Source organism: Paenibacillus sp. KN14-4R (assembly GCF_052180255.1).
In the GTDB taxonomy this organism is placed as follows: domain Bacteria; phylum Bacillota; class Bacilli; order Paenibacillales; family NBRC-103111; genus Paenibacillus_AM.
This window is the reverse complement of the sequence record NZ_CP197466.1, coordinates 2,959,110-2,980,910: the sequence shown is the minus strand read 5'-3', so window position 1 is coordinate 2,980,910 and position 21,801 is coordinate 2,959,110. Positions and strand designations below refer to the sequence as shown.

Annotated in this window: 23 protein-coding genes and 1 other annotated feature; of the genes, 16 read left to right on the top strand and 7 right to left on the bottom strand. The window is 42.7% G+C overall.

Annotated features, from left to right (window positions below; genetic code table 11):
• Window position 1 precedes the first annotated feature (1 nt).
• Window positions 2–799 carry a C39 family peptidase gene (locus ACSBOP_RS14585; RefSeq protein WP_442601258.1) on the top strand — a complete coding sequence of 266 codons (798 nt, stop codon included), beginning with the start codon at window positions 2–4 and terminating at the stop codon, window positions 797–799.
• Between the two features lie 70 nt (window positions 800–869).
• Here the strand turns inward: ACSBOP_RS14585 and pfkB are convergent, their stop codons facing one another.
• Both pfkB and ACSBOP_RS14575 read right to left on the bottom strand, forming a co-directional pair.
• Window positions 870–1,817 (bottom strand): 1-phosphofructokinase, encoded by a 948-nt coding sequence (pfkB, locus tag ACSBOP_RS14580; RefSeq protein ID WP_442601257.1) that lies wholly within the window; start codon window positions 1,815–1,817, stop codon window positions 870–872.
• Window positions 1,818–1,842: 25 nt separating this feature from the next.
• Window positions 1,843–2,715 (bottom strand): class II fructose-bisphosphate aldolase, encoded by an 873-nt coding sequence (locus tag ACSBOP_RS14575; protein WP_442601256.1) that lies wholly within the window; start codon window positions 2,713–2,715, stop codon window positions 1,843–1,845.
• A 94-nt stretch (window positions 2,716–2,809) separates the two neighbouring features.
• On the opposite strand from ACSBOP_RS14575, the gene ACSBOP_RS14570 reads away from it, so the two are divergent.
• The 3 genes from ACSBOP_RS14570 to ACSBOP_RS14560 all read left to right on the top strand — a co-directional run bounded on the left by ACSBOP_RS14570 (window position 2,810) and on the right by ACSBOP_RS14560 (window position 6,033).
• On the top strand, window positions 2,810–3,865 hold the full coding sequence (locus ACSBOP_RS14570; protein ID WP_442604483.1) for an SIS domain-containing protein: 1,056 nt from the start codon (window positions 2,810–2,812) through the stop codon (window positions 3,863–3,865).
• 19 nt (window positions 3,866–3,884) lie between these two features.
• Window positions 3,885–4,691, top strand: coding sequence for a DeoR/GlpR family DNA-binding transcription regulator (locus tag ACSBOP_RS14565; protein ID WP_442601255.1), 807 nt, complete (start codon window positions 3,885–3,887; stop codon window positions 4,689–4,691).
• Window positions 4,692–4,779: 88 nt separating this feature from the next.
• Entirely contained in the window at window positions 4,780–6,033 is a 1,254-nt protein-coding gene (locus tag ACSBOP_RS14560) for an MFS transporter (protein ID WP_442601254.1), read from the top strand.
• 21 nt (window positions 6,034–6,054) lie between these two features.
• On the opposite strand, the gene ACSBOP_RS14555 is transcribed toward ACSBOP_RS14560, so the two are convergent.
• The gene (locus ACSBOP_RS14555) at window positions 6,055–6,867 is read right to left on the bottom strand and encodes a divergent polysaccharide deacetylase family protein (RefSeq protein ID WP_442601253.1); all 813 of its coding nucleotides are present in this window, start codon (window positions 6,865–6,867) and stop codon (window positions 6,055–6,057) included.
• 55 nt (window positions 6,868–6,922) lie between these two features.
• A complete protein-coding gene (locus ACSBOP_RS14550) occupies window positions 6,923–7,537 on the bottom strand; it encodes a DsbA family oxidoreductase (RefSeq protein ID WP_442601252.1) in 615 nt (204 codons plus the stop codon).
• Between the two features lie 171 nt (window positions 7,538–7,708).
• On the opposite strand from ACSBOP_RS14550, the gene ACSBOP_RS14545 reads away from it, so the two are divergent.
• Both ACSBOP_RS14545 and yidD read left to right on the top strand, forming a co-directional pair.
• The gene (locus ACSBOP_RS14545; protein WP_442601251.1) at window positions 7,709–8,122 is read left to right on the top strand and encodes a Fur family transcriptional regulator; all 414 of its coding nucleotides are present in this window, start codon (window positions 7,709–7,711) and stop codon (window positions 8,120–8,122) included.
• The gene (gene yidD, locus ACSBOP_RS14540) at window positions 8,119–8,379 is read left to right on the top strand and encodes a membrane protein insertion efficiency factor YidD (protein ID WP_442601250.1); all 261 of its coding nucleotides are present in this window, start codon (window positions 8,119–8,121) and stop codon (window positions 8,377–8,379) included. Before ACSBOP_RS14545 ends, yidD begins: the two co-directional genes overlap by 4 nt.
• 51 nt (window positions 8,380–8,430) lie before the next feature.
• On the opposite strand, the gene ACSBOP_RS14535 is transcribed toward yidD, so the two are convergent.
• Entirely contained in the window at window positions 8,431–8,976 is a 546-nt protein-coding gene (locus ACSBOP_RS14535) for a GNAT family N-acetyltransferase (RefSeq protein ID WP_442601249.1), read from the bottom strand.
• A gap of 206 nt (window positions 8,977–9,182) precedes the next feature.
• On the opposite strand from ACSBOP_RS14535, the gene adh reads away from it, so the two are divergent.
• The 3 genes from adh to metG all read left to right on the top strand — a co-directional run bounded on the left by adh (window position 9,183) and on the right by metG (window position 13,445).
• Complete coding sequence (adh, locus tag ACSBOP_RS14530; protein ID WP_442601248.1) at window positions 9,183–10,703, top strand: aldehyde dehydrogenase; 1,521 nt, start codon at window positions 9,183–9,185, stop codon at window positions 10,701–10,703.
• A gap of 14 nt (window positions 10,704–10,717) precedes the next feature.
• Window positions 10,718–11,083, top strand: a complete 366-nt coding sequence (locus ACSBOP_RS14525) for a DUF779 domain-containing protein (RefSeq protein ID WP_442601247.1) — start codon at window positions 10,718–10,720, stop codon at window positions 11,081–11,083.
• Window positions 11,084–11,127: 44 nt separating this feature from the next.
• Window positions 11,128–11,388, top strand: a binding site (T-box leader).
• Window positions 11,389–11,444: 56 nt separating this feature from the next.
• Complete coding sequence (gene metG / locus ACSBOP_RS14520; RefSeq protein WP_442601246.1) at window positions 11,445–13,445, top strand: methionine--tRNA ligase; 2,001 nt, start codon at window positions 11,445–11,447, stop codon at window positions 13,443–13,445.
• Between the two features lie 87 nt (window positions 13,446–13,532).
• Here the strand turns inward: metG and ACSBOP_RS14515 are convergent, their stop codons facing one another.
• Together ACSBOP_RS14515 and ACSBOP_RS14510 are read right to left on the bottom strand one after the other, a co-directional pair.
• Complete coding sequence (locus ACSBOP_RS14515) at window positions 13,533–14,558, bottom strand: alpha/beta hydrolase (RefSeq protein WP_442601245.1); 1,026 nt, start codon at window positions 14,556–14,558, stop codon at window positions 13,533–13,535.
• A 200-nt stretch (window positions 14,559–14,758) separates the two neighbouring features.
• Window positions 14,759–15,319, bottom strand: coding sequence for a helix-turn-helix domain-containing protein (locus ACSBOP_RS14510; RefSeq protein WP_442601244.1), 561 nt, complete (start codon window positions 15,317–15,319; stop codon window positions 14,759–14,761).
• Window positions 15,320–15,478: 159 nt separating this feature from the next.
• On the opposite strand from ACSBOP_RS14510, the gene tdh reads away from it, so the two are divergent.
• From tdh to mntR, 7 genes are all read left to right on the top strand, one after another.
• Complete coding sequence (gene tdh, locus ACSBOP_RS14505) at window positions 15,479–16,519, top strand: L-threonine 3-dehydrogenase (protein ID WP_442601243.1); 1,041 nt, start codon at window positions 15,479–15,481, stop codon at window positions 16,517–16,519.
• Between the two features lie 21 nt (window positions 16,520–16,540).
• Window positions 16,541–17,716 (top strand): glycine C-acetyltransferase, encoded by a 1,176-nt coding sequence (locus ACSBOP_RS14500; RefSeq protein ID WP_442601242.1) that lies wholly within the window; start codon window positions 16,541–16,543, stop codon window positions 17,714–17,716.
• A gap of 233 nt (window positions 17,717–17,949) precedes the next feature.
• On the top strand, window positions 17,950–18,897 hold the full coding sequence (locus ACSBOP_RS14495; RefSeq protein WP_442601241.1) for a metal ABC transporter substrate-binding protein: 948 nt from the start codon (window positions 17,950–17,952) through the stop codon (window positions 18,895–18,897).
• Between the two features lie 28 nt (window positions 18,898–18,925).
• On the top strand, window positions 18,926–19,702 hold the full coding sequence (locus tag ACSBOP_RS14490) for a metal ABC transporter ATP-binding protein (protein WP_442601240.1): 777 nt from the start codon (window positions 18,926–18,928) through the stop codon (window positions 19,700–19,702).
• Window positions 19,703–19,725: 23 nt separating this feature from the next.
• Entirely contained in the window at window positions 19,726–20,532 is an 807-nt protein-coding gene (locus tag ACSBOP_RS14485; protein WP_442604482.1) for a metal ABC transporter permease, read from the top strand.
• Between the two features lie 22 nt (window positions 20,533–20,554).
• Window positions 20,555–21,268 (top strand): cytochrome c biogenesis CcdA family protein, encoded by a 714-nt coding sequence (locus ACSBOP_RS14480; protein ID WP_442601239.1) that lies wholly within the window; start codon window positions 20,555–20,557, stop codon window positions 21,266–21,268.
• Between the two features lie 92 nt (window positions 21,269–21,360).
• The gene (gene mntR, locus ACSBOP_RS14475) at window positions 21,361–21,780 is read left to right on the top strand and encodes a transcriptional regulator MntR (protein ID WP_442601238.1); all 420 of its coding nucleotides are present in this window, start codon (window positions 21,361–21,363) and stop codon (window positions 21,778–21,780) included.
• Window positions 21,781–21,801 lie beyond the last annotated feature (21 nt).

The window sequence follows — 21,801 nt, the reverse complement described above, 5'->3', positions numbered from 1 at the left end:
GATGGTGAAAAGATGGCGGCAAGTTGTAATTTTCGCGATAACTATTGGGGTCGTTGTACTGGCATCTTCGATAAATCCGACTGAAGAAAAGGTAGCCATGCCGACATCATTGCCAGATACCGCTCTCGAGATGGACAATCAGGTGGAGCCAGTTGAAATCACACACACAGAAGACCAGCAGGATAAACCTATCATGCATCAAGCTTCTGTGCGGATTCCTGTACCGCTTATTTTGCAAAACCCCGAGCTGTATAATGGTTGTGAAGTTACGGCACTTACAATGCTTCTGGACTCAGCTGGCGTGGATGTGGATAAGATGACCCTTGCCACACAAGTGAAGAAGGACCCAACATTACGTACAGAAAATGATGGTATTCTTAATTGGGGCGATCCGAATATGGGGTTTGTTGGTTCGATCACAGGGGAAACCGCAGGCTATGGTGTTTATCACGGCCCGATTAGAGAGCTGGCTGAGCAATACTTACCTGATCGAATCGTCGATCTAACGGGTTCGATTTGGGAGAAAATCGAGGATTACCTTCGCATAGGATCACCAGTGTGGGTGATTACGAATGATACTTTTGATGTGATAGACGAAGCAGATTTCCAAACTTGGGAGTCAGCAGAAGGTCCCGTCAAGGCTACAATCAAAGAACACTCTGTCTTAGTCGTGGGCTATGATGAGAAGTTTGTTTATATCAATGATCCTCTGGGTGTGACTGATCATGTGGAGAAGGATGCATTCCTCCGTGCCTGGGAGCAGATGGGGATGCAGGCCATAAGTTATCAATCTAACTGATCTTTTGGAAAAGAAGAGCCTTTCTAAGCTGGATGCTGCAGCTTAAGGAGGCTCTTGTCTTTATCCATTCTTATAGCAAGTGATTATACAACTCGACTTGCACCTGCTCTTTGAGCTGCTCAACGATTGTTGGATCAACGATGCCTGCACGTAAGTTCAAAGCGTTAGCTGCGCCGCAAGCTGCACCCAAGCGTAAAGCATCTTGTGCTGTACCACCGCGCTCGATTATTGTCACCATACCTGCGACCATGGAGTCGCCGCTACCGACAGGATTAATTGCGTCAATGACTGGTACTGATACTCGATAAAGGGTACCCTCCCATCCAGCGAATGCACCGCGTTCACCTAGCGATACGATGACACATGTAATGCCTTGTTCCATAAGTTTTTGTATGGCCACTGCGAGTTCATCATTTGAAGCATGATTTTGTCCTAATAATCGGGCGATTTCATGTTCATTCGGTTTAATTAAGTAGGGTTTGGCTTTAACACCTGCAACAAGTGCATCGCCTGAAGCATCGAGAATGGCTTTAGCACCATTTTGCTGAACGATCTTGATTAGATCAGCATAAATATCCGTTGGACAGCCTAGTGGCAGTGATCCTGACATCACCACAACAGATGAACGTTGTGCGAGATCAGCCATTTTTTCTTTGAGATTTGTAAGATCAGCCTCTGTAATCGTAGGTCCTAATTCCAAAAGCTCGGTTTGATGTTCCTCGCTCTCTGGATCTATTATCGTTGTACATAGACGAGATTCTCCATTCTCAACCTCTAGAAAGTCGTGTGAAACTCCTTGCTTCGTAAGTCCCTTTTGAATAAAAGCGCCTTGTGAACCCGCTACAAATCCGGTCGCAACAGCTTGTCCTCCGAGCAGTGTGACGACTCTTGCCACGTTAACGCCTTTACCGCCAGGATCGGCGACCATTTCGTTTACGCGGAATAACCCAGATTTATAAAATCCGGGTACGACATAAGTCTTATCCACAGCTGCATTCAAGGTTAGCGTTGTTATCATGCTAAATCCCCTCCTGCTGAATTAATTAGAACTTTAATTGTGCAGCACGTTCTGCGCAGCCTACTAACTGCATTTTTTCCATGGCAAGTGCTTTAACAGCCTGTTTCGCTGGTACCATGTATTTACGAGGATCGTTTTCATCTGAATTCGCCGTGAATACATCTTTGATCGCATTGGAGAATGCAATGCGAAGTTCCGTGGCGACGTTCATCTTGGACATGCCAAGTGCTACACAGCGTCTTACTTGCTCAGAGGGTATACCTGAACCGCCATGAAGAACGAGTGGAAGATCTACAATACGAGCAATTTCTGCAATGCGATCAAACGCAATATTTGGCTCACCTTTGTAAATACCGTGTGCCGTGCCGATTGCAGGTGCTAAAGTTGGAACACCTGTCAATTCAACAAACCGTGCGCACTCTTCTGGAATCGCGAGATTAGCATCAGCTTCATCCACTATGATGTCGTCTTCAACCCCGCCTACTTTACCAAGTTCAGCTTCGACATTTACACCCGCTGCTTTTGCAACTTTAACAACTTCTATTGTGCGTGCAACGTTTTCTTCAAATGGAAACATCGACGCATCGATCATAACGGAAGTGTAACCTTCACGAATACATTTTACAAGAAGATCGTAATCTGTGCAGTGATCTAAGTGTAAAGCAATAGGTACATTCGATTTTTTAGCAGCTGTTTGAGCGGCCGCTACGATATATTCGGGTCCTAAGTGTTTCACAGTACCAACAGTTGTTTGGAGAATGAGTGGTGCATTTAGTTCTTCGGCTGCTTCAACAACAGCTTGCAGCATTTCTAACGTATGCACGTTAAATGCAGTAATGCCATATCCATTTTTTCTGGCTACTTGAAGCATTGTGGTAGAGGAGATTAGGTGACTCATGAGTGATTCGCTCCTTTAATCATTAATTTGATTGAAACGATCATAAAAATGATTTATACTATCATTATCTCGATTATATGGGGGAATGATGATGATGTCAATGAGAGGTCAACTCACTTATCCAGAAATCAGTTCACAAGCAGAAGCACTAACAGCAGCGTTGAAACAACTAGATGTGCAAGCAGATTGGCTGAATAAATATATTGGAAATAAATCTTACGAAGAAGTGGTGTTTATTGGTTCGGGTTCTTCCTATTATCAGGCACTAACGATGGCGGCAACTTTCCGCAAATGGACCGGTCGAGTGGCATCCGCACATCCATCGTCTGAAATTTTCTTGTTCCGTGATCAATCCGTTGCAGCAAATCGTAAAATTCTCCTTGTTGGAGTATCCCGCTCTGGAGAGTCAACAGAAGTGATTCTCGCCCTTAAGTCAGTTGAAAACTTATTAAATTGGGATGTTTGTGGCATTACTTGTTATGAAGACAGCACGATGGCACAAATATCGGATTGCTTGATATCCCCGCTTGGTAAAGAGAAGAGTACAGTCATGACGAAATCTTTATCTTCTATGACGTTTCTCATGCAAGCAGCGATTGCTAGAATTTCTGACCAAGAGCAGTGGGCAGCGCAAATGGAAGCCGTCTTAAATAAAGATGTAGAAGTAGTTCATCAAGCGGATGCCCTTGTGAAACCATATATGGAAGGAAAAACGTTTAATAAGTTTGTTTACCTCGGTATGGGAGCTTATGGTGGTCTTGCGTTAGAAGCTTGTTTGAAATTAAAAGAAATGTCCTATGTTTGGACAGAAGCTTATGGTACGATGGAATTCCGTCACGGTCCGAAGTCCATTGTTGAGCCAGGCTCGATTGTTTGCTTGTTTGTATCACAAGCAGCTCGTGCTTATGAATTAAAAGTTGCGCAAGAAATGAAAGACTATGGTGCTGAAATCATCTTGCTCACAGCTGAAGCTGGCGATGATACAGCATTTGCTGATCTTGTAATTGAACTTGGTCTTGCTGAGGTAAGCGACGAAGCTCGTAGCGTGCTTTACTTGCCAGCTGTTCAATATCTTGGTTACTATACAGCAATGGGACTCGGCGTGAACCCAGATGAACCGCGCAACCTAACACAAGTTGTGCAAATTTAATCCATATGGAGTGACTTAAATGAACGATACTCCTTCCTCTAAAGGGGAAATCAGACGTAATCTAATGATGAACCTGCTGAAGCAGCAGGGAAAAATTACAATTGCAGATATCATTGAACGATTCGATGTTTCGGAAGCAACAGCGCGCCGAGATTTGGATATGCTGGACCGTAAGGGAGAGCTGATTCGGACGATTGGCGGAGCTTTGTACGAGGGAATGTCTTCTGTTCGTGAGGTTGCCTTTTCGGAGAAGAAGCAGCAGTTATGGTTGGAGAAAGAAGCCATTGCCCGTAAAGCGAACGAGATGATTCAAGAGGGAGATAGTATCTGCCTTTCTGGCGGAACGACCACGTATTTAATTGCGAAGCAGTTGAAGGGTCGCCAGGGAATCACTGTGGTCACGAACGCGGTTAATATCGCCATGGAGCTTGCAGATAGTGAAGGTATCCAAGTTGTTGTGATTGGCGGTGTCATGCGCGCAAAGAACTTTGAATTATGTGGTCCTCTTGCGGAGAAAACCATTGAACATATTAATATCGGCAAAATGTTTCTAGGAATCGATGGATTCAATATTCAGCAGGGCATAAGCACATACTCAGAGCTAGAAGCACAGACAGCACGTATGTTGATGAATCGGGCACTTCAGACGATTGCAGTACTTGATCATACGAAAGTCGGGAAAGCTTCTCTTTTCTCAATCGCACCGCTAACCTCACTATATGGTTGTATTAGTGATGCGCCATTCGATGGACAGATTTCATCTTATCTCCAATGTAACGATATTCGAACGTTTATTGCTGATCAGACACCATCGATGACGAGTTAGGGCGGACATACATGTCTGCCCTTTTTTTGTTTTTTGGGTTATAATCCAGAAATGGATTTGTGTGAGAGATAGAAAGGATGGGGGGAGCATGATCTTACGCAATAAATCATTTTTACTACTCATGGTTGGGGAGTTAGTCGGTGGAGTGGGCTTATGGCTGAGTATCATTGGGAACTTGCAATTCATGAAGCATCTGTTATCATCTGATTTTTTGAAATCTTTAATTTTAATGACTGGATTGCTTGCTTCGGTCATATTTTTACCTTTAATTGGAAAATGGATTGACAGTACGAATAAAAAGACGGTCTTATTAACAGCCAATGTCGTTCGCTGCTCTTCTCCGCTATTTATGTTTCCAGCACTAATGTATGATTCCATCCCGTGGATGATTGCGGCACTCGTATTGATGCAAATTTCAAGCGCAGCGTATTTTCCATCTGTCCGTACGACAATCCCTTTGCTTATCGAAAAAGATCAATTGTTATCTGCAAATACGATTCATATGAATGTAACGACGATTTCACGAATTGCAGGAACAGCGATTGCTGGGGTGATGGTAGCACAGCTTGATTTGATGACGATTTATGTGAGTTCGTTCATCGTCTATGTGGTTCTTTTTGGAATGAATTGTTTGATTCGGATTCCGAAACATTCGGAAGATCCGGTTGTAAAGACATCATCGCAAAAAGAAAAAATGCGCTTCTCCGAGGTGTTCACGCTCATTAAAGCGGAGCGGGCCGTACTTGTAGGATTAGTTGCAGCGGGGATGCTTAATATTTTCTTCGGAGGCTTTAACTTACTTATTTTATCATTTAGTAAAGTCCAACAATCCGATGCAATCATGGGACTTGTTTATACCGTTGAAGGGGTCAGTATTCTTATCGCAGGATTTTTGGTTAAACGTGTGATTGGGAAGACAAATTTAGTGTGGGTTTCTTCTTTACTTTTGTTTGTTTTTGCTATCTCGCAGTTTTTCATGACATTTGCAGGTTCGGCAATAAGCGTATTGACTGGTTTTGCTATCTTCGGCTCGGCCATTGCTTTCTTTTTCCCAATGGTCACGACAGTGTTTCAACGTCAAATTCCAAATCAGATGCAAGGACGGTTCTTTTCTTTTAAAGAAATGGTGGATCGAGTGCTGATGCAAGTATCACTACTTGCCACAGGGGCATGTTTGGATTTGTTTGGTACATCATGGTATATGTACATTGTGATGTCGCTTACGATTGTGGTGGGACTATTCACGACATACCAATCGAAGAAATATAAGCTTGATGTGAGACAAAATGAACCAAACGCAGCACGTAAAGTAGCAGAAGGCAGTGCAACTGTTGCTGGTTAGTACAACGTTTGGTGTTAGGTGTTATGGACTTGGTTGTTCTTGAGGACGTTCTTCGGGTAGTGGGGCTATCAATTCAGATATTTTTACAAGACGGATCTGTTGGGATATTTCCGGCAGTTTTGTTTTTAATACAATGGCAGTAGTATTACCGCCTACACCAACATGTCCAATAGCGACACATGTATCGCTGGTTTGTAGTCGCTTCGTAATCTCACTGATCTGTTTCATGACATGACCTGTTGTATGTATGTCATCAAGAAAGATTTGATTTTCGATGCATCTTACGCCGACTTCCTTGGCTGTTTGGCAAGCAATGCTCCTATAATTCGTATGGCTATCCACAAAAAATAAATTGCGTTTCTTGCATTCTTCCATAATAAGACGCATGATTCTGGCATCACCCGTAATTTTCGAACCCATGTGATTGTTAATTCCTACAGCATGAGGCACAGCTTCGATCGCGAGAACAATTCGTTTGCGGATCTCTTCATCTGACAAATTCGAAGTAATTGCTCCAGGTCCGAGCCAGCTGCTCTTGCCACTTTTTGCCTCCATAGGCATATGGAGAATAACTTCCTTACCGGCTAAATGCGCAGATTCTGCATCTTGCTTTGTTGTAGGTAGGAAGGGCATTACTGCAACCGTTAAGGAGTGGGGGAGCGCAATTATCTCTGGTGTGCCCTTCATGTTGTTGCCAAAATCATCAATAATAATGGCTACAGACTTCGGTGTGGTTTGGGATGCAGCAGCTAAAGAGCTTGTGCTCCATCCAGTGCTCATTAAGACGAGTATCAGACTTGCGAGTAACGGTTTCATTCGAATAGGACTAATCATAAAAGAAACACCTCCATTAGAGTTAATATGGAGGTGTTTGCTTATTTGTATGCATTTATTTCATGCGAAGGGCTTGTAGAAAAGCTTCAACAGGTTGTGCGCCGCTAACCGCATATTTATTATCAATGACGAAGAAAGGCGCTTGTGTGATGCCAATCTCAAAAGTTTTTTGAATATCAAGATCAATTTCCTTAAGACGAACGTCAGGTCCGATGAACTCGGAAATATACTCACGATCAAGACCCGCTTGCTCCCCAATATCAAGAAGCACTTCGCGGTTTCCGATATCTTTACCGTCTGCAAAATAAGCAGCGTCAATCGCTTCAGTCACTTGAACTTTCATATGTGGCGGAGCGAGTGTAATCATTTGGTGAGACATCAGTGTATTGGGTGTTAATGTCACCTTGTCAAAATTAAAGGTAAGGCCAGACATTTCGCCAGCACGAGTTACATGATCAAGTGCCGCTAGGAAATTTTCCTCGCTGCCCATTTTCTCAATCATCAACGGTCTAAAAGGTGTACCCTCAGGTGGTGTAAGTGGATCTAAGAAAAAAGCATGTAAGCGAATTTCTACGGGTTCACCTAGTTGCTCAATGGCATCGTTCAAATTTTTAATACCGATTCGGCACCAAGGACAAATCGTATCATGGAATACTTCTACAATTTTCATTTTACAACATGCTCCTTTCGAGTTGAAAACTCTATATCTTTATTATAACGGGCTTGTCAATGAAAAGCGAAAATTACACGATTCCTATATACTCTTGGCATACAATAAGTTGACTCGCACCTATTTTTTTTGCATGATTAGAAGAGAACGATTTCATGGAGGTACTTGCCAGTGACAACAGAACAGATTATTTCGATGATGTCCCAGCAAGGGTTGCGGATTACAGAGCAAAGGCGAACGCTTGCTGATTTGTTTGCAGGATCAGAAAACTATTTAACTCCGAAAGATGTTTATGAACATATGGCTCAAAAGTACTCAGGGCTAAGCTTTGATACTGTTTATCGCAATCTTCGGATTATGAATGATATGAATGTACTTGAACAGTTTGTATTTGAGGATGGTATTAAATTTCGTGCACACTGTCAGGAGCATGATCACCATCATCACTTGATTTGTTTACATTGTGCTCGTACCATTCCTTTCGTCTATTGTCCGATGGAAGGTGCATCTGGTATTCCAGAAGATTTCAGTGTGGTGAAACATAAATTTGAGGTGTACGGTTATTGTAAGGATTGTCAGTCATGAAAAAGGTACTGCAAGGGCCGGTACATTTCTATCGAAAATTTATTTCCCCTTTAAAGCCGCCAACCTGTCGCTTCTACCCAACATGCTCGGAGTACGCACTGCAAGCGCTAGAAGAGCATGGGGCGTGGAAAGGAAGCTTGCTAACGATTGTTCGTATATGTAAGTGTCATCCTTTTCACCCTGGTGGAATAGACCACGTACCACCTAATAAGAAGAGGAAGCAGAAAGTGAACCCACAATCAGAAGATCAGAATTAACCGTCTCATGCTCGTAAGTGTTCGAGTGTGGGATTTTTTATTTGCTGAGTATCATTCATTAAATCTTCCCATCAGAATAGTGTTGTAGTATTTATCGTCAGCAAGCATTTTGTCATTTTTTAATATTCCTTCGATTTCAAAGCCAAGCTTCTTATACAATATAATGGCCTTATCGTTTGTTTCTAAAACATTTAATGTCATTTTTCTAATGCCATTTGTGTCAGCCCAAGAGATAGATTCTTTTAAAAGATTTTTTCCAATCCCATGTCCCCAATACTCTTTTAATATGCAAACTCCAAATTCTACTTTATGAGAGAAACGATTTAAATAAATGCCTTCGCATCTTGAAAATCCGACGATCCGATCATGAACGACTGCAACTAAAAATAAGTTCCTTGAAGCCATAGTATCCGTTTCTATGATCTCTTCCATTCCTGGAGCATCGATGAATGCTTCCCCTTTTTCTCTATCCAAATTCTCCGTCTCTCCATCAATCTGTAATCGCAATTCAGACAATGCTTTCGCATCTCTATCGATTGCAGATCTAACCGTATAATTGAGCCCATTCACATAAAATTCTTGTTTGTTTATTATCATGAGATCCTCCGCTCCTATTATTCCTATTCGTAACCTTAATCTACCACAGGTTCCTTCCGTTTGAGAATGAGCGGAATGCAACGAATAATTAAATAGGAGTAAATGAGTATGACTCGGAACATAACGTGGTATGGAAGAGAATATAATGCAATGATGATAGTTTGTACATCTATGAATCTACCCCCAATCCAAAGGAGATGATTCGTTTGATCTATGCTCAACCAGGTTTTCCAGGAAGTAAAGTTACTTTTCGTAATCGTTACCACAACTATATTGGTGGAGAATGGGTAGCTCCTGTAAAAGAAGCTTATTTCTCGAATCCCTCACCTGTTACAGGGAAACATTTTTGCGATATTCCTCGTTCAACAGCTGAGGATATTGAAAAAGCGCTTGATGCAGCGCATGCCGCTAAAGCCGCGTGGGGGAGATCAACACCTACTGAACGCTCCATTATACTTAATAAAATTGCTGACCGGATGGAAGCTAATTTAGAGATGCTTGCGGTTGCTGAGACGTGGGATAATGGTAAGCCAATTCGGGAATCACTTGCTGCCGATCTGCCACTTGCAATTGATCACTTCCGTTATTTTGCTGGGGTAATTCGGGCGCAAGAAGGATCAATTGGTGAACTTAATCCGAATACGGTTGCCTACCACTTTCATGAGCCTCTTGGTGTCGTTGGTCAGATCATTCCATGGAATTTCCCACTGCTTATGGCGACATGGAAGCTTGCACCTGCACTCGCTGCTGGTAACTGTGTCGTACTAAAACCAGCAGAGCAAACACCTGCCAGTATCTTAGTATGGGCTGAACTGATTGGGGACTTAATCCCTCCTGGTGTCGTGAATATTGTGAACGGTTTCGGTGTTGAGGCAGGTAAGCCGCTTGCTTCGAGTAATCGTGTTGCGAAAGTCGCATTCACAGGAGAGACAACAACAGGTAGACTCATCATGCAATACGCATCAGATAATATTATTCCCGTTACGCTTGAGCTTGGTGGTAAATCGCCGAATATCTTCTTTGAAGATGTGTTTGCGAAAAATGATGCGTTTGCAGATAAGGCGCTGGAAGGTTTTACGATGTTTGCTCTAAATCAGGGGGAAGTGTGTACATGTCCATCCCGTGCGCTCATTCAGCAAAGCTTTTATACCGATTTCATGGATGAAGCTGTAAAACGGACACGGCAGGTAAAGCAAGGTAATCCGCTGGATACAGACACTATGATTGGTGCACAAGCTTCCATGGATCAGATGGAGAAAATTTTGTCTTACATCCAATTAGGTAAGCAAGAAGGTGCTGAACTGCTAACCGGTGGTGAGCGGAATGTGCTTTCGGGTGATTTAGCGGAAGGATACTACATTACACCGACTATCTTCACTGGAAACAATAGAATGCGTATTTTCCAAGAAGAAATCTTCGGTCCTGTCGTATCTGTGACATCGTTCCAGGATTATGACGAGGCGCTATCGATTGCAAATGATACGCTGTATGGACTTGGAGCGGGTGTGTGGACACGTGATATGAATACCGCATACCGATTGGGTCGTGGTATTGAAGTGGGTCGTGTGTGGGTGAACTGCTATCATGACTATCCAGCCCATGCAGCATTCGGTGGCTACAAACATTCGGGTATCGGACGGGAGAATCACAAGATGATGCTTGACCATTATCAACAGACGAAGAATCTACTCGTGAGTTATAGTCCGAATGCGTTAGGTTTCTTCTAAGTGAAGGTGTGACTATGGATCCAATATCGAAAGTCATCGCAACAGATGCAGCTATTGCGCTCATTTTGAAGTTAAAGGCGCAGCACGGGGCGCTTATGTTCCATCAATCGGGCGGGTGCTGTGATGGCAGTGCACCGATGTGCTTTGCTGCAGGAGAATTTCGTGTCGGCGATCAAGATGTATACTTGGGTCATATTGCTACTACGCCTTTCTATATTGGGGCAGCGCAATATGAATTGTGGCGGCATACGCAGCTCATCATAGATGTGGTCCCAGGTCGTGGAGCTGGATTTTCGTTAGAAAGCCCTGAGGGTGTTCGGTTTCTGACACGTTCACGTCCATTTACGGAGGAAGAACGTGTGGCTCTTCTGCTGACTTGACAATCACACCGCGATTTCGTTATATTTTTGAGTATATGGATATATCATGTTCAATGAACGGATAAGTACTTGTGGACGCCTATTACAGAGAGCTGGTGGTTGCTGAAAGCCAGCGTAGGAAGATGCTTGGAAAATGGTCCCGGAGAACATACCTTCGAGCGAACGTGCCATTTATGGTGCAGGGTAGTAAGGGGGTATCGCCTTCCAGCGTTATTGGAAAAGTCGTAGGACTTACTGAGCCTTACTCTCGCAAGAGGTAGGGGAAACTGGGTGGTAACACGTGAGTAACAGCTCTCGTCCCAATATGGGCGGGGGCTTTTTGTGTTTTAATGATATTCATTTATTCAAGGAGGGTCTTAACATGACATCAAGTAACAAAACGTTCTACATTACCACACCGATTTATTACCCAAGCGCGAAGCTGCATATTGGACATGCGTATACAACTGTAGCAGGTGATGCGATGGCTAGATATAAGCGGCTTCGTGGCTATGACGTCATGTATCTAACAGGTACAGATGAGCACGGACAAAAGATTGAGCGCAAGGCACAGGAGAAAGGCGTAACGCCACAGCAGTTTGTTGATGAAATTGTTGCAGGAATCAAGGAATTGTGGTCCAAGCTAGATATTTCGTATGACGATTTCATTCGTACGACGGACGAGCGTCATAAAGCTGTTGTGCAGAAAATTTTCAAGCGTTTCATGGATCAAGGTGATATTTACTTAGGCACGTATAAAGATTGGTACTGTACATCTTGTGAGTCCTTCTTTACAGAAGCGAAGCTTGTAGAAGGTAAATGCCCGGATTGTGGTGGACCAGTTGAAATCGTGGAAGAAGAGTGTTATTTCTTCAAAATGAGCAAATATGCGGATCGCCTGCTTCAGTATTATGAAGAGAATCCGAGCTTTATCCAGCCTGAATCCCGTAAGAATGAGATGATTAACAACTTCATCAAGCCGGGTCTGGAAGATTTGGCTGTATCTCGCAGCACATTCGATTGGGGTGTGAAAGTCCCTGGTGATGCAAAAGCGGTTATTTATGTATGGATCGATGCATTGTCGAATTACATCACTGCTCTTGGCTACGGAACAGACAATGACGAGAAATTCCGTCAGTTCTGGCCAGCTAATGTTCACTTGATGAGTAAGGAAATTGTTCGTTTCCATACGATTTATTGGCCAATTATGTTGATGGCGCTTGATCTTCCACTTCCGAAGCAAGTATTTGCACATGGTTGGTTGCTCATGAAAGACGGCAAGATGTCCAAGTCCAAAGGTAATGTAGTCGATCCAGTAACGTTAATTGATCGCTATGGTTTGGATGCACTTCGTTACTACTTGCTGCGTGAAGTACCATTCGGTGCTGATGGTACATTTACACCAGAAAACTTTGTAGAGCGTGTGAATCACGACTTAGCGAATGATTTGGGTAACTTGCTCAACCGTACGATCGTCATGATCGATAAATATTTTGAAGGCAAAATTCAGCCGTTCATCGAAGGTGCAACTGAGTTTGATGCTAGCCTAATTGCCCTTGCAGGTGAGACGGTTGCAAAATATGAAGAAGCGATGGAGAAAATGGAATTCTCCGTGGCCTTATCTGCGGTATGGACATTCATCGGTCGTACGAATAAATACATCGATGAAACACAACCATGGGTACTTGCGAAGGATGAATCTCAGAAGGAAAAGCTGGGGTCTGTGATGTACGTACTGGCAGAGTGCCAACGTATTTCTTCCGTTCTGTTACAACCGTTCATGACGCGTACACCACAGCGCATGTGGGAATCACTTGGTATCGATGGTCAAGCGGAGTTGACGGCATGGGATAGCGTTCATGCATTCGGTGCATTACCTGCGGGAACAGTTGTCCGTAAGGCAGATCCAATGTTCCCACGCCTAGATATTCCCGCAGAAGTGGCATATATCGCAGGTGCGATGACTGGCGGGGTAGCACCTGTAGAAGCTGAAGCTAACGCTAACGCGACAGCTAGCAGTACAGCGACAGCTAGCAGTGCTCCTTCGCAGCCATTGAAGGATGAAATCGGCATTGACGATTTCATGAAGGTGGAGCTGCGTGTGGCACAAGTGTTGTCAGCTGAGCCTGTTAAGGGCGCGGATAAGCTCTTGAAGCTGCAGCTTGACCTTGGTTTCGAGCAGCGTCAAGTGGTTTCCGGCATTGCGAAGCATTACACACCGGAACAGCTTACAGGACGTAAAGTCATTTGCGTGACGAACTTGAAGCCAGTGAAGCTGCGCGGTGAAATGTCGCAAGGTATGATCCTTGCTGCATCCGAAGGCGATCAGCTTACATTAGCAACTGTTCCAGATGCGATGCCGAACGGCGCGATTGTAAAGTAACATTTTTCATGAGATAAAGCCAAATAAGGGCTGCTCCATCCGTAAATGATCTACGGAAGGGGCAGCCCTTTTGCATAACTGGATTTATTAAATGGGTTTGTGCACAGTCCCTGCTTGTTTGGAATGTTCAAGTGAAACTTTGTCTAAGAAGCCAAATGTTCGTTTTAAATAGGCTTTTGATTGGGTTTGATGAATCATCTCATGTTCGCCACCAGCTACAATCCACTTTTGAGAAAGTGGAGAACTTTGATGCTCGGCAAGCTGCTCAACAACTTCATAAGGCGCAAGTTGATCATGATCGCCATGGATGAAGTAAATCGGCATGTTGTATGTTTTGGACATCACTTGCTTATAGGGGATATCACGTAAATGAATGCCATCGATGAGCGATGAGAACATCTGAATTAAGGGAACGGATGGATATTTCGGTAATTTCGCAAGTCGTTTCATATTCCGAGATAAGGTATCTGAGTTCAGTAGAAACGTACTATCTAGTATCATACCATCAATGTTAGGTTCATCTAATGCAGTTTGCAGTGCAGTGCCAGCGCCCATCGAGAATCCCCATACATAGACTTGCTCCATCCCGCGCTGCTTGAGGAATTGGATCGCTCCTGCAAGTTCTTTGGATTCTTGCACCCCCCCAGTCATGAGATGGGAACTGCCGGCTACAGCATAACTGTAATCAAACATAAGGACTTGATAGCCGCGTTTATGTAGTTCATTGGCAAGTGTGTACATGGGAATCCAAGGTGCTTCCCGATTTTCACCGTACCCATGAGAAAATACGATGCTTTTTTTTGAATTTGCTGCTGGAATGAGCCAACCGTTCATATGGGTGGTGCCATTCGAACTTGCAAAAGAAATATCTTCATAAGGAAGACCAAGCTTAAGCATCGGATTGGATTGCAATGGCATGATAGCAGGCCTAGCAAGGAACCATGCGACATAAGCATGAAACACCAGGACTACACTTAGGATAAGAATAGCAATAGTAAGCAGCACGTTACGTAATGTTTTTCTTTTACGTGGAAGAGGATGTGGAATCTCAGATTGGATTCGACCTGGAATGGCTTGTGGTAAAGTGTATGGAGATATGGATGTAGTTGACATAAGGATTCCACCTCGATTCTAATCTAGAAATGTATCCCTATGTTAAAATGTTAGCGCTTACAAGTCAATGGATATACGGAAAACGTAAAGATTTGTAAACGAGCTGTAACATGAATTGCATGTATGTAATATACGAAATGGTTAAAAGAGCGTGGACAAAAAGTCTAACGCAAGAGTCAGACTTTTTGTCCACGTTTTATTTAAGAACTATAAAAAATTGTCGTGTGAAATGATGTTGTCTCATCCGCCAGATTCTCGTAAGTATGTGGTCGATCGGCGGAGAAATGTATGGCGCTGCCCTCATTGATGATGTAAGACTCTTGATCAATTGTGAGTTTCAGCTTGCCTTTGACAAGCAGGAGATACTCTTCCACACCTTCATTATGTGCCTCAGAATCGTGCTTGCAATAAGCATCAATCTCTACTTTGTAAATCTCAAACTTCTTTTGTTGGTTAAAAGGAAACACGGGATACGCGCGGTAATCGCCATCTTCTTCGGCAAATGGGGTTAGCTCTTCGATATGTACGACCGATACGGTAGGCTCTTCATTTTCAATTAATGAGGTAAAAGAAATATGAAGTCCATTCACGATTTTCCACAGTACCGAGATTGTGGGATTAGAATCACCACGTTCAATTTGCCCCAACATGGCTTTACTAACGCCAGTAAGCTCAGCGACTTGATCAAGGCTCAGTGATCTTGATTTACGAACTGCGAGTAGGTTTCGACCAATTTTTTTGTGTATTTGTTCTGAATCCATCATATCCTCCGTTTTTTATCTAAAATGAACATTTTCAAATATTTTACCAGATAGTATACGTTACAAACTATTTTTTTGAATATTACAAATACCTATGTACATCATAACATACATATGTATAATATATTGTATAAAAGAAAGTTTGTAGGGGGAACTGCGATGACTCGGATGATGATGGGTTTAGTGAAGGATGAACGTGGGCCAGGAGCTACTTTAAAACAAGTACCTATCCCAACTTGCAAGCCGAATGAAGTTTTAGTTCGTGTGAAAGCGACTTCAATCTGCGGTACAGACTTACATATATATAAATGGGATGCATGGGCAGAAAGTACAGTTGTCACTCCGAATGTATTTGGGCATGAGTTTGCTGGTATTGTAGAAGAGATTGGCAGTCAAGTGAAGACGGTAAAGGTGGGTGACCACGTATCTGGAGAAGGTCATATTGTTTGCGGTAATTGTAAGGCATGTCGAACAGGCAATGCGCATGTCTGTCCGCATACGAAAAGCTTTGGGATAACCGTTCCTGGATGTTTTGCCGAGTATGCAGTCCTCCAAGAAAGTAATGTCATTCAGAATCGAAAAGATTTAACGTTTGAGTTAGCTTGCTTGCAGGACCCCATGGGTAATGCGATACAGACCGTACTCTCAGGTGATATTGTGGGTAAATCAGTTGCAGTCGTAGGTACAGGTCCAATTGGGTTAATGGCAGTAGCAGTTGCAAAAGCATGTGGCGCAGGGCTCGTTATTGCAGTGGATATTAATCCGTATCGACTCCAGTTGGCAGACCAAATGGGTGCAGATGTGATCATTAATAGCAGAGAAGTGTCGATGGTCGATACGATCCGTGACTACACAAACGGCGAGGGTGTTGAAGTGCTGCTTGAAATGTCTGGTCATCCTACTGCGATCCGTGATAGTTTTGAAGCAGCTGCCAATGCAGGGCGTGTGTCGATGTTAGGGATTCCGACGCAAGAAGTTTCGCTGGATTTATCTCGTCATCTTATTTTTAAAGGATTGCATGTGGAAGGTATTACGGGCCGCAGAATGTACGATACATGGTACCAAATGAAGGGACTCATCGATCAGAAACGAATTGATTTAAAACCACTTATCACACATCGTTTTAAATTAGAGCAATATGAGGAAGCGTTCGCGCTTATGGCGTCGGGTGAATGCGGTAAAATTATATTTGAACATTAGAAGTTTGAAGGAGGAAATAGCATGGCAAGCTTTGATTATTTAGCAGCGGAATTGGAAGCGTTAAAAGAACAGGGCAGATATCGGAATTTAACCGTATGGGATAGTGGTTCTAGTACATGGATGGAACTTAACGGTCGAAAAGTGCTGCAGATGTCATCTAACAACTATTTGGGGCTGGCTGGGCATCCGAATTTAAAAAAGGCAGCAATTGACGCGATCGAACAATACGGAGTAGGCAGTGGTTCTGTGAGAACGATTACAGGAACATTAGCGATACATGATCAACTTGAACGCGAGCTTGCTCTTTTTAAAGGGACAGAAGCAGTACTTGCATTTCAATCAGGCTTTACAACCAACTCTGGGGTGCTTTCTTCTATCTTGAATGAAGGTGATGTCGTAATCAGTGATGAATTGAATCATGCAAGTATAATTGATGGGATTCGCTTAACGAAGGCAGATCGTCGGATCTATGCACATAAAGATATGGCTCAATTGGAAGCAATCTTGAAAGAATCTAGTCATTATACAAAGCGTGTCGTTGTTACTGATGGAGTATTCAGTATGGATGGTGACATCGCACCACTACCGGCTATTGTTGAGCTTGCAGAAGCATATGACGCGATCGTTTATGTCGATGATGCCCATGCAAGTGGAGTACTTGGTAAGCATGGAAAAGGCTCGACAGACCACTTTAACCTGCATGGACGTGTGCACATCCAAGTTGGAACACTTTCTAAAGCCATTGGTGTTGTGGGAGGCTATGTAGCTTGTTCTCAATTGCTCAAAGATTTCCTTATCCATAAAGCACGCCCATTCTTATTTTCTACATCACAGACACCAGCAGTCGCTGCGGCCTGTTTAGAAGCTGTACATATGCTAAAAAGCAGTGATGAACTCATCGAAAAATTGTGGAGTCATGCGAATTATTTCCGTAAAGCCTTACAAGATGCAGGCTTTGATACAGGGGCAAGTGAAACACCGATTATTCCAATTATCGTCGGTGATCCTGCAACAACGATGCGCTTCTCTGATCGCTTATTACAAGAAGGCATCTTCGCACAGGGCATCGTATTCCCAACCGTAGCTCTTGATAAAGGCAGAGTTAGACTAATCGTAACTGCAAGCCACACCGATGAGGACCTTGCATTCGCCCTTGAGCGCATCATAAAAGTTGGCCGCGAGTTCGGTTTAATTTAAGTGTGTTCACGATTATAGTTGAATATTAATGAACCAGACGAGCGAATCTAGAGATAGATTCGCTCTTTGTGTTTCCTCAAAAGGAAGGGTTTTGATCACTCACCGTCTTTAAAAAGGATTTGTTTGTTAATTGTAATACTTACGATTAGTATTGACAGCCCACACCTCCCCTTTTATAATCAAATAGAAATCATTACGATTAACAAATAAATCCGCTAGGAAAGGAATAACAAATGAAACGAACTTTTTTTAATTTTACTTGGATCATAATACTGGTACTCATCCTCACGACAGGATGCAGCACATCCAATAAAGCGAAGCTTTCCGCTGATAAGATTAATGTGGTAACTTCTTTTTATCCTTTATACGACTTTACTAAAAAAATCGGGGGCGACCATGTGAATGTCATCAACCTGGTACCTGCAGGTGTAGAGCCGCATCACTGGACACCGAAAAGTCGTGATATTAAGAATGTAACGGATTCCGACTTATTTATTTATCAAGGCGCAGGTTTTGAAGGCTGGGTAGATGAGTTTTTGAAATCGTTAAGCAAAGATTCAAAAGTAAAACCGCTTATGGCAAGTGAAGGTGTATCTCTGATTACTACAGATAATCATGAGGATGAGCATGCAGATGAACATGCAGATCATGCCCATGGGCAATGGGATCCGCATGCTTGGCTATCTCCAATGAACGCCAAGAAAATGGCAGAGAATATTAAGAATGAGTTAATCGCAGTAGATGCTGCTCATCAATCTGATTATGAAGCTAATTATGCGAAAATCATGAAGCAATTTGATGATCTAGATATGAAGTTCAAGACAGAAATCGCGAAGACATCACGTAAAGATATCGTCGTTTCTCATCAAGCATTTGGCTACTTATGCCGTGACTACGGTTTGACACAGAAATCGATTATGGGTTTATCAGCAGAAGCAGAACCGACTGCACAGCAGATGAAGGATATTAACAAGTTTATTCGTGACAATAATGTGTCTTATATTTTCTTTGAGGAACTCATTTCAGATAAATTAGCGACAACATTAGCGAAAGACGCAGGTATTCAAACGTTGGTGTTAAACCCTTTAGAAGGGTTAACGGATGAACAAATAAAAGCAGGTATGGATTATTTCTCAGTGATGGAAATAAATTTGAATAATCTGCTGAAAGCTTTACAATAGAGGTATAGGCAAATATAGGAGGTGCGTGATGTCGAGCAGGTTTCAAGCTGGATGTCATCGTTCGATTGTATCGATCGACGGGGTTTCTTTTTCATATGACAACAAGAAAGTAATTGATAATCTTAGCTTTAATGTATTGGAGAGAGACTTCGTTGGATTGATTGGCTCCAATGGTGCTGGAAAGACGACTTTACTCAAAATGCTAGTTGGGCTTCTTAAAGTGAAACAGGGTCAGATTCGATTGTTTGATGAACCCTTAAATACGTTCAAAGACTGGGATCGGATTGGCTATGTTCCACAAAAAAATTCGCTCAATCCTTTATTTCCTGCGACTGTTCGTGAAGTAGTGACGTCTGGCTTATATGGGCGTAAGCGATTGTATCGCAGAATAAGCCAAGCCGATTATCAAAAATGCATGGATGCGATGGAAGTTATGCGGATTACCGATCTAGGCGATCGTAAGATTGGCGAACTCTCGGGCGGTCAGCAGCAGCGAGTGTTTCTAGCTAGAGCGCTTGTGAACAATCCCGAATTGCTTATTTTGGACGAGCCTACAGTTGGTATTGATGCACAAACGCAAGAAGATTTCTTCCGAATGATTCGACATATGCATGAACATCATCATATGACTTTTATTATGGTATCGCATGATATCGATATGGTGGATTCTTTTCTTGGTACAGAACCGATGCATCAATCAGGAGGACTTAAGTTTCATGTGAAGCATACACATGATCCTGAGGATTGTGGAGAAACGAATTTTCTCCATTCGACACAAACTACTGATATGATTGAAGTCAGATAGGAGAGAGAAGCTTTTATATGGAAATGTTCGATATTTTTTCAGAACCGTTTTTTCAGCGTGCGCTGATCGGCGGTATTCTCATTGGAATTACCGCCCCGCTCATGGGCGTTTTTCTTGTTTTGCGTAGGCTGTCCATGATTGGGGATACACTTGCGCACGTCTCTATTGCCGGGGTCGCGTTAGGATTCTTGATCAACGTGTATCCGTTAGCTGTAGGCTTGGTATTTGCGATTGTTGCGTCGTTTGCGATTGAGCATTTACGTAAAGCGTATAAGACCTATGCGGAGTTATCGATTGCGATCATTATGTCCGGTGGGGTAGCCCTTGCTACTTTCCTATTCACACTAGGTCGCGGCTTCAATATGGATGTAAATAGTTATTTCTTCGGTAATGTGTATACGTTAGATCGTACCGATTTATGGGTTGTTTTTATTGTGTGTTTGCTTGTATTGGCTGTTATTTTTACACACTTCAAAGAGTTTTTCCTCATGATTTTTGATGAAGAAGCAGCGAGTGTTAGTGGGTTGCCAGTTCGAATGTATAACATCATGATTACGATCCTAACTTCACTTGTGATTGTTGTAGCGATTAAAATTGTAGGGGCGTTGCTTGTCTCCGCACTGCTGACAATTCCAGTTGCCTGCTCATTAATGATTGCTCGCAGCTTTAAACAATCCGTTATTATTTCCGTGGTTGTTTCCGAGATCGCTGTTATTCTCGGATTATTCATAGCTGGGGTATGGGACTCTGCTCCTGGTGCTTCGATTGTTATGAGTTTGCTTTTCATATTAATCTTGATTCTATCAGTCAAGAAAAGTTTAAAGTTTTGAATGGTACAGGGAGAGGATAACGTTGTCATCACTTAATATTGGGATTGCTTTATGGGCAGGCTTTGCTTCTTTTATTTCTCCTTGCTGCCTGCCTTTATATCCCTCATTTTTATCGTACATAACGGGGATATCCGTAAATGAGTTGAAATCGGGCAACTCCTCTAAGCAAGCACAGCGCACAACGATGCTGCATACACTAAGTTTTATTGTAGGGTTCTCAATCATATTCTACAGCTTGGGCTGGACAGCGGGATTTGTTTCGGACTTTTTTGTATCAAACAGCTCGTTACTTCGACAAATTGCAGCTTTGCTTATTTTTCTAATGGGATTATTTTTATTAGGTATTTTCCAACCCCAATGGTTAATGAAAGAACGTAAATTTTCGGTTAAGCTTAAGCCTGCTGGATATCTGGGCTCCTTACTCATTGGGATGGGCTTTGCAGCGGGATGGTCCCCATGTGTGGGGCCGATTTTATCTTCCATCTTACTGTTATCTACTGCTGAACCAGGCTCTTGGTTTAGTCTTATAACAGCATATACGCTAGGTTTTGCAATTCCATTTTTCATTCTATCCTTTTTCATTGGATCGACACGCTGGATCCTTCGTTATTCGACTGTTGTGATGAAAGTTGGCGGCGCAGTTATGATCGTGATTGCGGTATTATTGTATACGGATAAGCTGTCTCAGATCACGAATTGGTTGAATTCTCAAACACCGAATTGGTTAAAGTTCTAAAGATGACTTCAAGCAGTTAACTTGCTTTATAGTTGGAGAAAAGTTAATATTACTTAACAGTAAGTAATGATTTCGGAGGAGGAAACGGCAAAATGGCAACACCGAGCATGGAGGATTATTTAGAGCGGATTTATAAGCTGATCGATGAGAAAGGCTATGCCCGCGTATCTGACATTGCCGAAGGACTGGAAGTGCATCCCTCCTCGGTTACAAAAATGATTCAAAAGCTCGATAAAGATGAATATCTTGTTTATGAAAAATATCGCGGCCTTATCTTAACTCCTAAGGGTAAGAAAATGGGGAAAAGACTTGTTGAACGTCATGCATTACTAGAGGATTTTCTTGGTGTTATCGGTGTTCAAGAAGAGAATATATATAAAGATGTCGAAGGCATTGAGCATCACTTAAGCTGGGACTCCATTACATGTATTGAGACATTGGTTGAATATTTTCGTCGAGATCCAGCAAGACTGGAACAATTGCGAAATTTACGAGCAGAATTAGATGCATAAGTAGAAATGAAAAAGCGCATG